Source organism: Verrucosispora sp. FIM060022, assembly GCF_003977705.1.
GTDB classification, from domain to species: Bacteria; Actinomycetota; Actinomycetes; order Mycobacteriales; family Micromonosporaceae; genus Micromonospora; species Micromonospora gifhornensis.
On sequence record NZ_RQIV01000012.1, the window covers coordinates 109,153 to 122,879 of the forward strand.

12 protein-coding genes are annotated in these 13,727 nt (G+C 71.3%); 6 read left to right on the plus strand and 6 right to left on the minus strand.

All coding sequences use genetic code 11. From position 1 onward, the window contains the following. Positions 1 to 90: 90 nt before the first annotated feature. From EG812_RS25730 to EG812_RS25755, 5 genes are all read right to left on the minus strand, one after another. The gene (locus EG812_RS25730; RefSeq protein WP_013735599.1) at positions 91 to 996 is read right to left on the minus strand and encodes a tetratricopeptide repeat protein; all 906 of its coding nucleotides are present in this window, start codon (positions 994 to 996) and stop codon (positions 91 to 93) included. 100 nt (positions 997 to 1,096) lie between these two features. Then, positions 1,097 to 2,785 carry a coenzyme B12-dependent isobutyryl-CoA mutase large subunit gene (icmA, locus tag EG812_RS25735; protein ID WP_013735600.1) on the minus strand — a complete coding sequence of 563 codons (1,689 nt, stop codon included), beginning with the start codon at positions 2,783 to 2,785 and terminating at the stop codon, positions 1,097 to 1,099. 99 nt (positions 2,786 to 2,884) lie between these two features. Next, positions 2,885 to 3,289 (minus strand): Asp23/Gls24 family envelope stress response protein, encoded by a 405-nt coding sequence (locus EG812_RS25740; RefSeq protein ID WP_126713061.1) that lies wholly within the window; start codon positions 3,287 to 3,289, stop codon positions 2,885 to 2,887. A gap of 260 nt (positions 3,290 to 3,549) precedes the next feature. Continuing rightward, on the minus strand, positions 3,550 to 4,485 hold the full coding sequence (meaB, locus tag EG812_RS25750; RefSeq protein WP_013735602.1) for a methylmalonyl Co-A mutase-associated GTPase MeaB: 936 nt from the start codon (positions 4,483 to 4,485) through the stop codon (positions 3,550 to 3,552). Positions 4,486 to 4,547: 62 nt separating this feature from the next. After that, positions 4,548 to 5,747 (minus strand): acetyl-CoA C-acetyltransferase, encoded by a 1,200-nt coding sequence (locus EG812_RS25755; protein ID WP_013735603.1) that lies wholly within the window; start codon positions 5,745 to 5,747, stop codon positions 4,548 to 4,550. Positions 5,748 to 5,808: 61 nt separating this feature from the next. Here EG812_RS25755 and mce point away from each other — a divergent pair, with 61 nt between their 5' ends. The 3 genes from mce (at position 5,809) to EG812_RS25770 (ending at position 10,568) form a co-directional block, all read left to right on the plus strand. Then, the gene (gene mce, locus EG812_RS25760) at positions 5,809 to 6,291 is read left to right on the plus strand and encodes a methylmalonyl-CoA epimerase (RefSeq protein WP_013735604.1); all 483 of its coding nucleotides are present in this window, start codon (positions 5,809 to 5,811) and stop codon (positions 6,289 to 6,291) included. Between the two features lie 566 nt (positions 6,292 to 6,857). Next, complete coding sequence (locus EG812_RS25765) at positions 6,858 to 8,126, plus strand: DivIVA domain-containing protein (protein ID WP_013735605.1); 1,269 nt, start codon at positions 6,858 to 6,860, stop codon at positions 8,124 to 8,126. Positions 8,127 to 8,297: 171 nt separating this feature from the next. Continuing rightward, positions 8,298 to 10,568 (plus strand): hypothetical protein, encoded by a 2,271-nt coding sequence (locus tag EG812_RS25770; RefSeq protein WP_126713063.1) that lies wholly within the window; start codon positions 8,298 to 8,300, stop codon positions 10,566 to 10,568. A 52-nt stretch (positions 10,569 to 10,620) separates the two neighbouring features. On the opposite strand, the gene EG812_RS25775 is transcribed toward EG812_RS25770, so the two are convergent. Then, entirely contained in the window at positions 10,621 to 10,956 is a 336-nt protein-coding gene (locus tag EG812_RS25775; RefSeq protein ID WP_126713075.1) for a hypothetical protein, read from the minus strand. 409 nt (positions 10,957 to 11,365) lie between these two features. Between EG812_RS25775 and EG812_RS25780 the strand changes: the two genes are divergently transcribed. The 3 genes from EG812_RS25780 (at position 11,366) to EG812_RS25790 (ending at position 13,718) form a co-directional block, all read left to right on the plus strand. Continuing rightward, a complete protein-coding gene (locus tag EG812_RS25780) occupies positions 11,366 to 12,166 on the plus strand; it encodes a helix-turn-helix domain-containing protein (RefSeq protein WP_126713064.1) in 801 nt (266 codons plus the stop codon). Beyond that, positions 12,157 to 12,339, plus strand: coding sequence for a DUF397 domain-containing protein (locus tag EG812_RS25785; RefSeq protein WP_126713065.1), 183 nt, complete (start codon positions 12,157 to 12,159; stop codon positions 12,337 to 12,339). The genes EG812_RS25780 and EG812_RS25785 overlap by 10 nt, the downstream gene beginning before the upstream one ends. 101 nt (positions 12,340 to 12,440) lie before the next feature. Further along, positions 12,441 to 13,718: an AI-2E family transporter gene (locus EG812_RS25790; protein ID WP_126713066.1), complete on the plus strand. Its 1,278-nt coding sequence runs from the start codon at positions 12,441 to 12,443 to the stop codon at positions 13,716 to 13,718. Positions 13,719 to 13,727: the final 9 nt, after the last annotated feature.

Genomic DNA, 13,727 nt, shown 5'->3' on the forward strand with positions numbered 1-13,727 from the left:
CTCACTCCTCGCGCTCACCTGGGCTCCCGTCCTTGTGGGTGTCGGGGCGGGCCGGCGGTACGCCGGCCCGCGCTGGCGGTGGCTGGAGGGTCAGAACAGGGCGCTGGCCAGGGCGCGACGGGCCGAGGCGACCGTCGGGTCTTCCGGGCCGGCGATGGTGAACAGGCCGACGAGGTGTTGGCGTACCTTTTCCCGATCTTCACCGGCGGTGCGCCGGACCAGCCCGACGAGGCGCTGGTACGCCTGCTCGGCCTGGCCGCTGAGCACCTCGATGTCGGCGGCCAGCAGTTGGGCGTCGACGTCGTCGGGGTTGGCCGTGGCGGCGGCCAGCGCGGTCTGCGGGTCGGCGCCGGACACCCGGCGGGCGAGACCGACCTGGGCCAGGCCCGCCTCCGCCGCAGCGTCGTTCGGGGTCTCGGCCAGGATCTTGCGGTACGCCTGCTCGGCGGCGTCCAGGTCGCCGTCCATCAGGGCGTCGTCGGCCGCGTCGAGTCGGGGGTCCTCCGGCTCGGCCACGGAGACGCCGCCGGCCTTCAGGACCGCCTGGAGCCACTGGCGCAGCTGCGGCTCGGGCACCACGCCCGGGAAGGCGTCGACCGGCCGGCCACCGACGATCGCGTACGTGGTCGGCAGCGCCTGGAGCTGGAACATCTGCGCGAGCCGGGGCTGCTGCTGCACGTCGACCCGGGCCAGGAGCCACGTGCCGCCCCCCTCGGCGGCCAGCCGCTCCAGCACCGGCGCGAACTGGTCGCTCTCCGGATAGCCGGCGGCCCCGAAGAAGACCACGACGGGTGTGGTGAGCGAACGTTCGAGCACTGCGGACTGGATGTTCGCCTCGGTCACGTCGATGACGGCGGCCCCACCGACGGAACCGCCGGGTGCGGCGGCGGGGGGACCGGCCTGGGCCGGGGCGGGACTGGGGGCGGGGGTGCGCAGCGCGCTGAGGTCGACCGCGCCGCGGGTAAAGATCGACGAGGTGATCCGTGGGTCGCTCATGGTTACCTAGTCTCGCACGCGAGGCGCGGAACTCAGATCAACCGTGGCCGGAGACAGTTGCCACTGTCACCCCTGCCCAGCCGCTCTTTTCGAGCCCGGGTCAGAACCGGGCAGGCTCGCGGTAAACGCCCCATTCCGCCCGCAGCGCGTCACAGATCTCGCCCAGCGTGGCTTCGGCGCGTACGGCGTCGAGCATCGCGGGGATCATGTTCTCCCCGGTACGGCTGACCGCCACCATCTTGTCCACCGCGGCGCGCACCGCCGCGTCGTCCCGGCCGGTCTTGCGTTCGGCCAGCGCCCGGCGCTGCTCCACCTCCACCTCGTGCGAAATGCGTAGGATCTCCAGGTCCTTGGCGATCGTGCCGGTGTGGCAGTTGACGCCGACGATCTTCTTGTCGCCCTTCTCCAGCGCCTGCTGGTAGACGAACGCCGACTCGGCGATGTGCCCGGTGAACCAGCCGTCCTCGATGCCGCGCAGGATGCCGGAGGTCATCGGGCCGATGGCGTGCGGACCCTCGCCACCGAGCTGCTTGATCCGGGCGAAGATCTCCTCCGCCTCGGCCTCGATCCGGTCGGTGAGCGCCTCGACGTACCACGATCCGCCGAGCGGGTCGGCCACGTTCGTCACGCCGGTCTCCTCCATCAGCACCTGCTGGGTACGCAGGGCGATCTCGGCGGATTCGTCGGTGGGCAGGGCAAGCGTCTCGTCCAGCGCGTTGGTGTGCAGCGAGTTGGTGCCGCCGAGCACCGCGGCAAGGGCTTCCACGGCAGTGCGTACCACGTTGTTGACCGGTTGTTGGGCGGTCAGTGACACCCCGGCGGTCTGCGTGTGGAATCGCAGCCAGAGGGCCTTCTCGCTGGTCGCGCCGTACACGTCGCGCAGCCAGCGGGCCCAGATCCGGCGGGCGGCGCGGAACTTGGCGATCTCCTCGAAGAAGTCGACGTGTGAGTCGAAGAAGAAGCTCAGCCCGGGGGCGAAGACGTTGACGTCCAGCCCGCGCGAGAGGCCCAGTTCGACGTAGCCGAAACCGTCGGCGAGGGTGTACGCCAACTCCTGCGCGGCGGTCGAGCCGGCCTCGCGGATGTGGTAGCCGGAGACCGACAGCGGCTTGTAGCGCGGGATCTCGGTCGCGCAGTACTCCATCAGGTCGCCGATCAGGCGCAGGTGCGGCTCGGGGTCGAACAGCCACTCCTTCTGCGCGATGTACTCCTTGAAGATGTCGGTCTGCAACGTGCCGTCGAGTGTGGACAGATCGGCGCCCTGCCGCTCGGCGGCGACCAGGTACATGCAGAACACCGGCACCGCCGGCCCGGAGATCGTCATGCTGGTGGTGACCGCGGCCAGGTCGATGCCGTCGAAGAGCACCTCCATGTCGGTGGCGCTGTCCACCGCCACCCCGCAGTGGCCGACCTCGCCGAGCGACTGCGGGTCGTCGGAGTCGCGGCCCATCAGGGTGGGCATGTCGAAGGCGACCGACAGACCACCGCCGCCGGCGCCGAGGATCATCTTGTAACGCTCGTTGGTCTGCCGGGCGTTACCGAACCCGGCGAACTGCCGGATGGTCCAGGTCCGACCCCGATAGCCGGTCGGATACAACCCCCGGGTGTACGGGAACTCGCCCGGCCAACCGATCCGGTCGAACCCCGGGTACGCGACACCCTCCGGCGGGCCGTAGACCGGCTCGACGGGAATCCCGGAGAGTGTGGTGAAGTCCGCGTCCCGCTTGCGCGCGGCGTCGTAGCGGGCCTGCCAGCGGGCCCGTCCGGCAGCGATCTCGTCGGCGTTCATCTCCGGGCTCCTCCTCGAGTCCTTGAAGACTGCACGTCGAGTGTAGAACTCTTCCTGAACGATCGATAAGGAAGTTCGTACCGGACGGTAACGGTGCCCTCAGCTCGCCGGACCCCCGATGGCCACGTCGTCCACCCGGATGTTGATCTCGTCGACCCGCAGCCCGTACGCCTCGATCGCCTGGGTCACCGCGGCCCGCACCGCCGTGGTCACCTCGGGCACCGGATGCCCCGCGTCGGTCACGATGACCAGGTTGACCACGGCCGCACCATTTGTGACGTGGGCCGAGCAGCCCCGGCGGGCGTCACCCACCTGGTCGAGCCCCACCCGGTCGAGCACCGCGTTGAAGAACCGGGCGATGTCCCCACCCAACTCGACCACACCCGGCACCGCCTTCGCGGCGGCCACCGCGATCTTCTCCACCACCTCGTCCGAGATGTCCGTACGACCACCAGCCACCGCATCCGGCGTCATCGGCAACTCCTGCGTCATCTCGTGATCCACGCTCACTCCCCGCACGCATCCACCACCCGCCCACCGCGAGCCGCTGCGAGCCTAACCGCCCCCCTCCCTCCGCACTGGACACCTCACCCCACACCCCGCACCCGCACCCGCACCCGCACCCGCACCCGCACCCGCACCCGCACCCGCGATCTTGCACTTCTGGTCGCCGAAAGGTCCCCTTTGCGCCATATGCCGAGACAACAAGTGCATGATCGACGGCGCCAGGTGCCAGGGGCGGGGTGGGGTGGGGTTGTGGAGGGCTAGCGGGTGAGTTGGGTGAGGAGGGTGTTGGCGGCGGCGTAGGGGTCGGTGGCGCCGGCGGCCACCTCGGCGGCCAGCGCCGGCAGTTGCGTACCGTCACGCAGGGAGCCGATCCGGGCGCGGAGCACGCCCAGCGCGATGGCCTCGATCTCGGCGGCGGCCCGCGCCTCCCGGCGGCGGCGCAGCTCGTCGTGCTCGACCAGCCAGCCCCGGTGCTTGTCGATCGCCGCGGCGATGTCGTCGACGCCCTCGCCCCGGACGGCCACCGCACGTACCACCTGCGGACGCCACTCGCCCGGCCCGCGCTCACCGAGAGCGATCATGCCCTGGATGTCGCGGACCGTCGCGTCGGCACCGTCCCGATCGGCCTTGTTGACCACGAAGACGTCGGCGATCTCCAGGATGCCGGCCTTCACCGCCTGGATCGCGTCACCCATCCCCGGCGCGAGCAGCACCAACGTGGTGTCGGCAAGCGAGGCCACCTCGACCTCGGCCTGCCCGACCCCGACGGTCTCCACCAGCACCACGTCGCAGCCGGCGCCCTCCAGCACGCGTACCGCCTGGGGGGTCGCCGCCGACAGGCCGCCGAGATGCCCACGGCTGGACATCGAGCGGATGTAGACGCCCGGGTCGGTGGCGTGATCCTGCATCCGTACCCGGTCACCGAGAATCGCCCCACCGGTGAACGGGCTGGACGGGTCGATGGCGAGCACACCGACCCGGCGACCCCGGGCCCGCAGGGCGCGTACCAGCTCGTTGGTGGTGGTCGACTTGCCCACTCCGGGCGAACCGGTCAGGCCCACGACCTGGGCCTGACCGGCGTACGGCGCAAGCGCCGCCGCGATCGCCGGCAGCGTCTCGTCGCCCGACTCGACAAGCGTGATCAACCGGGCCACCGCGCGATGGTCACCCGCCCGAGCCCGATCGACAAGCATCGGTACGTCCCGACTACGGCGCACCGGCGTGGCCGCAGCAGGAACATTGCCGTTCACGTCACTCACGAAGAGGTCTCGGCCGGGTTGGGGACGTGGATGATCAACGCGTCGCCCTGGCCGCCACCACCGCAGAGCGCTGCCGCGCCCGTACCGCCGCCGCGCCGCTTGAGCTCCAGCGCGAGGGTGAGCACCAGGCGGGCGCCGGACATGCCGATCGGGTGGCCCAGCGCGATCGCGCCGCCGTTGACGTTGACCTTGTCCGCGCTGACGCCGAGGTCACGGATGGACTGGATGCCGACCTGCGCGAACGCCTCGTTGATCTCGATCAGGTCGAGATCGGAGACGGTCAGCCCGCCCTTGCGCAGGGCGTGCTGGATCGCGTTGGACGGCTGCGAGTGCAGGGAGTTGTCGGGGCCGGCGACGTTGCCGTGCGCCCCGATCTCCGCCAGCCAGGTCAGGCCCAGTTCCTTGGCCTTCGCCTTGCTCATCACGACCACCGCGGCGGCGCCGTCGGAGATCGGCGACGAGCTGCCCGCGGTGATGGTGCCGTCCTTCGCGAACGCCGGGCGCAGCTTCGCCAGGGACTCGGCGGTGGTGTCCGGGCGGATGCCCTCGTCCTCGCTGATCACCAGCGGGTCACCCTTGCGCTGCGGAATGACCACCGGAGTGATCTCGTCGGCGAAGTGGCCGTTCTTCTGGGCGGCGGCGGCGCGCTGGTGGCTGGCCGCAGCGAACTCGTCCTGCTCCTGCCGGGTGATGCCGCGCGTGCTGCCGTGCCGCTCGGTGGACTCCCCCATGGCGCAGCAGTCCCAGGCGTCGGTCAGCCCGTCGAGCGCCATGTGGTCCTTGAGCGTCACGTCGCCGTACTTGTAACCACCGCGCTGGCCGAGCAGCAGGTGCGGGGCGTTGGTCATCGACTCCATGCCGCCGGCCACCACGACGTCGAACTCGCCGGCCCGGATCAGCTGGTCGGCCAGGGCGATCGCGTCCAGGCCGGAGAGGCAGACCTTGTTGATGCTCAGCGCCGGCACGGACATCGGGATGCCCGCCTCCACGGCCGCCTGGCGGGCCGGCATCTGCCCGGCACCGGCCTGGAGCACCTGACCCATGATCACGTACTGCACCTGGTCGGGCGCGACTCCGGCCCGCTCCAGGGCCGCCGAGATGGCGATGCCACCCAACTTCGTCGCCGGTAGGTCCTTGAGGTTGCCCAGCAGGCGCCCCATCGGGGTCCGCGCGCCGCTGACGATCACCGAAGCCATACCTGCCTCCGAGGGGGGTGCCGACCGTACGCCTTAACGATTGTTCGGTCAGACTAGCGTCATGCCTGAGAACTCCCCCGTCGAGCCCGCTGCCGACTATGTCACAGACATCGGCCTCCGACGCATCGACCATGTCGGGATCGCCGTGGCCGACCTCGACGCCGCGATCGACTTTTACACCCGGACGTTCGGCATGCGATGCGTACACACCGAGACGAACACCGAGCAGGGCGTACGGGAGGCAATGCTGGCGGTCGGGCCGACCACGGAGGGTGGCTGCCTGCAACTGCTCGCCCCGCTGACCCCCGAGTCGACAATCGCGAAGTTCCTCGACCGCAACGGTCCGGGCGTGCAGCAGGTGGCGTACACCGTGACGGACGTCGACGCGGCCTGCGCGGCGCTACGCGAACGCGGCCTGCGGCTGCTGTACGAAACCCCCCGGCGAGGCACCGCAGGCTCGCGGATCAACTTCATCCACCCCAAGGACGCCGGCGGCGTCCTGGTCGAACTCGTCGAACCCGCCCCCCACTCCACCACCACCTGACCCCCATCCCCCGTGGTCCAGCCCGCCGGAACCGAGCGACCGGCCGCGCCGACATCCGCAGGCCGGGCCAGCGCGCGGGATCAGTTCCACCCGACAGGCGGGCCGCCCAGACGCAAGGGCGGGCCACCCAGGCCGGCGCAGGCAAGATCGCGCTCGATCCGGGATCGAGTGGCCTCACACCCCACTCAATGCCACTCGATCCCGGATCGAGTGACCCCCACTCCCCGCAGCCCATTCATCGACGGGCGTGAGGTGATCGACTGGGGCTGCGGACGCTGGCCTGACGGACGAGCCGTCGACGGCCTTTCGGTGAACGCGCAATGGTTTCCCCGTCCCGGCCCGGCGACCATTCGCACGGAGCGCAGCGCCCGGAAAGAAAAGCAGTGGGCGGATGACTTCGATGCCATTTTCACGTCACGCTGCGTACCGTCGGGCTCCTCCCCGAACTGGCAAGATCGCCCGTCGGCGCGGGGTTCCGGTGACCCTACGAGTTGACCATGTAAAGAGGACGGCAAAGGGCGGCCCGCTCTTGCGAAGCACCCCGGGGGGTCTGCCAGTATGTCCCAATGCCCCAGCAGCAGTCCTCCCCTCTCGCGTTCTTCGATAACGCGAACTCGCAGCCAGATTTCACGGTTGGCCTGCGCGGATACAACACCGGTCAGGTCGATGACTTCATCGGCCGGCTGAACGCCGCGCTGAGCCAGGCCAACAAGGACCGCGCCGACGCCGAGCAGGCGCTCAACGACGCCCAGCGCCGGCTCCGCCAGTCCGAGCAGCGGCTCACCGCCTTGGAGCAGAAGCTCACCGACACCAGCAAGCAGCTTGAGGAGAACAGCCGCCCCACGCTGTCCGGCCTCGGCACCCGGGTCGAGCAGATCCTCCGGCTCGCCGAGGAGCAGGCCAACGACCACCGCAACGAGGCCAAGCGCGAGTCGGAGGGCATCCTCTCCGCCGCCCGCCTGGAGGCGCGGGAGATCACCGACAAGGCGCGGGCCGAGGCGGCGGCGATGAAGGCCACCGCCGAGCGGGAGGCCGGCAACCTCCGTACCGCCGCCGAGCGGGAGGCCGCCGAGGTCCGGGTCCAGGCTCGCCGGGAGGCCGACACGCTGCGTGCCGACGCCGAGCGCGAGACCAAGCAGCTACGCACGGTGACCGCCCACGAGGTGGCCGAGCTGAAGTCGACAGTCGAGCGGGAGGTCGCCACCCTGCGCGCCACCGCTGAGCGCGAGATCACTCAGCAGCGGGCCAAGGCCGCCCGCGAGGCCGAGGAGAAGCGTGCCGAGGCGACCAAGCTGCTGACCGACGCCCGCGACAAGCGCGACAAGGACCTCCAGGCCCTGGAGCTCCAGCTCGCCGAGCGGCGGGAGAAGGCCGAGCGCGAGGAGTCGGAGCGGCACGCCGCCCAGGTCGCGCAGACCCAGAAGCTGGTCGGCGAGGCCGAGCAGCGGGCCCGCGCCGCGCAGGAGCGCGCCAAGGAGATCGAGCAGCGCGCCGAGGCGCGGCGGGTGGAGTCGGAGCGCAACGCGACCGAGACCATCGAGAAGGCCAAGGCGCTCGCCGACCGTACGCTCAACGAGGCCCGTGCCGAGTCCCAGCGTCTGCTCAGCGAGGCCCGCACCGAGGCCGAGCTGACCACCCAGGCGGCGCGCCGGGAGGTCGAGGACCTCACCCGGCAGAAGGACGCGGTCACCTCGCAGCTCGGGCAGATGCTCTCCGGCCTGGCCGGCATCGTCCCGGGTGTCCCCAACAACGCCGCCCCGGCCGAGAAGCCGGCGGCCACGGCCAAGCCGGCGGACGACGCCGAGAAGAAGGTGGCCGCGGACACGTCCAGCTGACACGACACCGGGGCATGATCAACGACGCGGGGTGACACCGGGTGACCGGCGACACCCCGCGTCGCCCTGCCTTCAGAACAGAGAGCACGACCCACCTGCGTGGGTGAAGTAGCTCCCAACAGGGGCGTCCGTATCGCCCCAGGAGGGCCCGATGCGTGTGAGGATGGGTGCATGTCGCACGGCGAGGAACTGTTCGCTCTCGGCGGGGACGTGACCACGGAGCCCAGCTTCGAGTCCGCCCTGCGGGGGTACGACAAACGACAGGTCGAGAAGTACGTCGCTCGTGCCGAGCACGAGATCGCGGCGCTGGAGGCCGAGCGGGAGCAGGCCTTCGCCCAGATCCACAAGTTGGCCGGTCAGGTCGAAGTGCTCCAGCGCGATCTGGCTGCGGTGCGCAAGCAGGCCGCCGTGGTCGACCGGGCCGCGTTCCGGCATCTCGGGCCGCGCGTCGAGCAGATCCTGGCGCTGGCCGAGGAGCAGGCCGAGGACATCCTCGCCGTCGCGAACGAGGAGATCGAGGCCCGTCGGGCCGCCGCCGAGCACATCATCGACGAGGCGCGGGCCGAGGCCGCCGAGGCGCTCAAGGACTTCGAGATCGCCCTGGCCGCCCGCCGGGCCGAGGAGGAACGGCAGGCCGCGGCTCGCCGGGCCGAGTCCGAGGCGGCCAGCAAGGCGGCCAAGGAGGAGGCCGCCCGGCTGCGCAAGAGCGCGCAGGAGGCGTTGGCCAAGGCCGAGCAGGAGGCCACGCAGCTACGGGACGCCGCCAAGGAGATCCACCAGCGGGCCCAGCAGGAGGCGACCAAGCTGCGCGAGGCGGCCCGCGAGGCGCACGCCACCGCCCAGCAGGAGGCGACCCAACTGCGCGAGGCGGCCAAGGAGGTGCACACCAAGGCCCAGCAGGAGGCCAAGCGCCTGGTCGACCAGGCCACCGAGGCCGGGCGGGCCACCCACGCCAAGGCCAGCCAGGAAGCCAAGCAGATCATCGACGACGCCGCCGAGGCCGGCCGGGCCGCCCGCAACAAGGCCCGCCAGGAGGCCGAGCGGCTGACCACCCAGGCCACCGAGGCGGCCAAGCGCACCCGCGCCGAAACCGAGGCGTACGCACAGCGCATGCGCAACGAGACCGAGGCGTACGTCCAGCACACGCGCGCCCAGGCGCAGCAGGAACTGGGCGCCTGGCGGGCCGGGGTGGAGAAGGAGGTAAACGGCCGACGCGAGGCGGCGGACCGCGAACTGGCGCAGCGCAAGGCTGCCGCCGAAAGCGAGTTCACCAGCCGTCGCGACGAGTTGGATCGGCAGCACCAGGCCCGCACGGTCGAGTTGGAGCAGCGGCTCAGCGCTCGTACCGCCAAGCTTGAGGAGCAGATCCGCAGCCGTACCGCCGAGTTGGAGTCCGGCTTCGAGACGCGCCGCGCGGAGCTGGAGTCGGAGTACACCGCGCGCAAGAACGAGATCGAGCAGGGGGCGGACCAGATCCGCCAGGCCGCCGAGCAGGACGCCGCCGCCGTCCGCGCCCGGGCCGAGGAACAGGCCGGTGAGCTGGTACGGCAGGCCGAGGCCGACACGGCCGAGCAGCGCCGCGCCGCCGAGGAGTACGCCACCGACACCCGGCGCGAGGCCGAGGAGTTCGCCACCACCGCCCGACGCGAGGCCGACGAGTACGTCGCCTCCTCCCGCCGGCAGTTCGAGGAGTACGCGGCCACCACCCAGCAGCACCTGGCCACCACCCAGCAGCATCTCGCCGCGACGCAACAGGAGGCTGCGGCGGGCCGGCAGCAGCTCGCCCAGGTGATGCTGGAGATCGCCAAGGCTCAGCAGCAGCTCGCCGACCTGCGTCAGGAGACCTGGAAGTCCCGGCAGGAGTCCGACGAGTTGCAGCGCAAGCTGCTGGAACTGCGGCTGGAGGCGGCCACGACTCCGGACGGCCCGACGTCACCGGCCCCGGCCGGCTCGTCCTCGCCCGCTGCCGCGCCGTCGGCCGCCACCGTCGCCCGTACGGTGGACGGCCCTTCGGTCAACGGCGGTTCTCCCGCCAACGGCACCCCGGTCGCCGTGCCCGCCGACGCGCCGGTCAACGGCCACCGACCTGCTCTGGAGACGGCCGGCGTCGCGGCCGACGGCGGCGATCCGACCGCCGACGGCGCAGGCTCGATGACACCGGCCGCCGATGGCGCGGGCCCGGTGACGAAGCCGGCCGCCGAGCCGGTGACCACCGTGGACGATTCGCCCACGGCGAAGCCGGCGGTCGAGCCGGCCACCGTCGACGGCGGCACGGCCAGCGCGGGCGTGGACGGCGAACCCACGGTTGCCGCAGTGCCGGGCACCGGCGGTCGGGGCGCCACCCCGACGAAGATCACCAGCACCGGCGAGGGCGGCAAGCGCCCCAGCAAGCCGACCACCGACGAGCGCAGCGCCAAACCCAGCAAGATCACCTCCGACTGACGCCACGCCGGGCGGCGAGCCACCCGGTCAAACGGGTGACGCTGGGCGGTGGTCAGGAGGACTGCTCGGCCGGTGGGCGGCGGCGTGGGCCCCAGGCGAGGAAGCGGTCGAACAGTGCGGCGGGCTCCGGCCCGTCGTACGGGTTGAGTCGGTAGAGGTCGCGCATCGCCTCGTACATCAGGCCGGCGAGATAGATCGACAGGCCGACCGGATTCTGGTCGTACTCCGCTCGCAGCAGGAGCCGGGCCTGTGCGCAGGGCCAGGGCTGGCCGTCGGCGCGACAGCACCACATCGGTCGCAGCGGGGTGTGTGGCGGGTCGCCGCCGGTCGCGCGGGGCCGCTCGGCGCGGGGGCCACGGCCCGGGGCCGGCAGCCGGGTGCTGATCACAGCCGCTTCCCGGTTGCCCGACGCCGCCAACACGAGGCCACCCACCATCGCCAGCCCCAGGAGCTTGGGGCGCTGGTAGCAGCGAACACGCACGTCGACCTCCGTGAGGGCAGGTTCGGGTACGTTTCTTGCTGCTTCAGCGACAACAAACGTACCCAAAGCGATTGAGGAGGGGCCGCCCACCCGGGGGAATGGGTGGGCGGCCCTGGGTGCCCACCGGGGGTGTCGGGGCGACCCGGCCAGGGCCCGCCCGCGCCCTGCTGGCAACGAGCGTGTCCGGCATGGCTGACAGTCTGCTGACCGGAGCACTACTGTCGGAAGTCATCGAGCGGGGTCGTGACGGGCCTGCGCAACCACCGCACCACCGGCAACTGATGAGCGATTCTCGGTACGCGATTGTGGAGGCACTGTGGAGGAATCGAGCGCCGACCTGATCCGATCCCAGTTACGCCGGCTGCGCACCGCCGCCGGGTTGAGCCAGGAGGAGTTCGGCAAGCTGGTGCACTACTCCCCGTCGATGGTGTCCGCCGTGGAGACCGGCAGCCGACCGTACGACCGGCAGTTGCTGGCCCGCGCCGACGAGGTGCTGCGTTCCGGCGGGCTGCTGGTGGCGCTGCTGCGGATCGCCGAGCGCGAGGGGCAGCCGTCCTGGTTCCTGCCCTGGCTGGACGCCGAACGCCTGGCCAGTCAGCTGCGGATCTTCCAGCCCACGCTGATCCCGGCGTTGTTGCAGACCGAGGGGTACGCCCGCGCGGTGATCCGTTGCGACGACCTGCTCAGCGACGAGGAGGTGGACAAGCGGGTCGCCGCCCGGCTGGACCGGCAGGCCATCCTGACCCGACCGGATCCACCGCAGCTCATCGCGGTCATCGACGAGGCTGTCCTGCACCGCCGGGAGGAGCGCTTCCACGCGCTCATGGTCCACCAGGTCGAGCATCTGATCGCCAGCGCCGAGCGGCCGAACGTCAGCATCCACGTCATCCCGCTCAACGTCGGGCTGCACGTCGGGCTGTACGGATCGTTCTCGCTGGCCCGGGGTGCGGAAGGAGGCTGGGTGGCGAGCCAGGAGACTCAGCTGACCGCCCGGCCGACCGACAACGAGGCCAATGTGGCTACCCTGTTGGCACGGTGGGAGACGGTGCGCAACGACGCGCTGTCCCGCCAGCAGTCGATCGAACTCCTCAAGGAAGTGGCGAAGTCATGGACCTGACCGGCGCGACCTGGCGCACCGCCACCCGCAGCGGAAGCACCGACTGTGTCGAGGTGGCCGACAACCTGCCCGACGTGGTGGCGGTCCGCGACAGCAAGGACCGGCAGGGGCCGGTGCTCGCCTTCACCCCGCAGACCTGGCAGACCTTCGTCGGCCACGTCAAGCGGCGGTAACCCCACCTCGACCACCGGGTCGCGGCCCGGCAACCGCCGGCCCGGACGAGCCGGCATCGACGACCGACGCATGCTCGTCGGAGCGTGAACGGGGAGACCGGATGGCGCACGACGGCCCGCATCGCTCCGGCCCGGAGCAGCCCGGCCCGGAGCAGTCCAAGCCGAACCAGCAGGACGGCCCACAGCAGTCCAGGCCAGACCAGCAGGACAGGCCGCAGCGGCAGGCCGCAGAACCCACGGCGGCAGCACCGCAGCCGCAGCCGCCAGCATCCACGGGGACACCACCTGAGCAGCCAGCCGCTCCGGCACCGGGCAGCGCGGGCGGGGACGCCGGTCGGTTCGGTATTCCGGGGCGTCCGCTGCGGCGCAACAGCTTCCTCGTCGGCTTCACCGGTGCGCTCGGCGTGCTGTCCGCGTACGCCGTCTATCTGGGGTTGCGCAACGCGGCGGGGATCCTGGTCCTGGTGGTCATCGCGCTGTTCCTCGCGGTGGGCCTGCACCCGGCGGTGGTCCGGCTGTGCGCCTGGGGGTTGCCGCGCGGGCTGGCCGTGGCTGCGGTGACGCTGACGGTGCTGGCGCTGCTCGCCGCCGGTGTGCTGGCCCTGGTACCGCCGATCGTGACCCAGTCCGGGCAGTTCCTCGACCAGCTACCGAGTTATCTGGACACGTTGCGGCGCAACGAGGCCGTCAATGATCTCGTGGTGCGGTTCGACCTGATGCGCCGGGCCCAGGAGGCGGCCAACGCGGACGTGGTCGGCCGGGCGCTGGGCGGGGTGCTCGGCGGTGCCCAGCTGGTCTTCGGCACGGTCTTCCGGGTGCTGACGGTGCTGGTGCTGACCATCTACTTCCTGGTCTACTTCGACCGGATGCGCGAACTCGGTTACGCGCTGGTGCCGCGGTCCCGCCGCGAGCGGGTGCAGCTCATCGGCGACGAGATCCTGACCAAGGTCGGCGCGTACATGGTCGGTGCGCTGTCCATCGCGGTGCTGGCCGGCGTGACCACGTTCGTGTTCGCGCTGATCGTCGGCCTGCCGTACCCGTTCGCGCTGGCGGTCGTCGTCGCGGTGACCGACCTGATCCCGCAGATCGGCGCGACGCTCGGCGCGGTGATCGTCAGCCTGGTCGGCTTCGCCACCGATCCGTCCGTCGGGGTCGCCTGCGTGGTCTTCTTCGTGGTGTACCAGCAGATCGAGAACTATCTCATCTACCCCAAGATCATGCGCAGGTCGGTGCACGTCAACGAGGTCGCCGCGCTGGTCGCGGCGCTGCTCGGGGTGTCCCTGCTGGGGGTGATCGGGGCGCTCATCGCCATCCCGACCGTGGCCGCCACCCAACTGATCCTGCGCGAGGTGGTACTCCCCCGCCAGGACGCCCGTTGACCCGGCCAG

Excerpts from the sequence above, each read along its gene's own strand:
- EG812_RS25730 (WP_013735599.1), bottom strand. The coding sequence starts at position 996 with ATGAGCGACCCACGGATCACCTCGTCGATCTTTACCCGCGGCGCGGTC.
- icmA (WP_013735600.1), bottom strand. The coding sequence starts at position 2,785 with ATGAACGCCGACGAGATCGCTGCCGGACGGGCCCGCTGGCAGGCCCGC.
- meaB (WP_013735602.1), bottom strand. The coding sequence starts at position 4,485 with ATGCTTGTCGATCGGGCTCGGGCGGGTGACCATCGCGCGGTGGCCCGG.
- EG812_RS25755 (WP_013735603.1), bottom strand. The coding sequence starts at position 5,747 with ATGGCTTCGGTGATCGTCAGCGGCGCGCGGACCCCGATGGGGCGCCTG.
- mce (WP_013735604.1), top strand. The coding sequence starts at position 5,809 with ATGCCTGAGAACTCCCCCGTCGAGCCCGCTGCCGACTATGTCACAGAC.
- EG812_RS25765 (WP_013735605.1), top strand. The coding sequence starts at position 6,858 with ATGCCCCAGCAGCAGTCCTCCCCTCTCGCGTTCTTCGATAACGCGAAC.
- EG812_RS25770 (WP_126713063.1), top strand. The coding sequence starts at position 8,298 with ATGTCGCACGGCGAGGAACTGTTCGCTCTCGGCGGGGACGTGACCACG.
- EG812_RS25785 (WP_126713065.1), top strand. The coding sequence starts at position 12,157 with ATGGACCTGACCGGCGCGACCTGGCGCACCGCCACCCGCAGCGGAAGC.
- EG812_RS25790 (WP_126713066.1), top strand. The coding sequence starts at position 12,441 with ATGGCGCACGACGGCCCGCATCGCTCCGGCCCGGAGCAGCCCGGCCCG.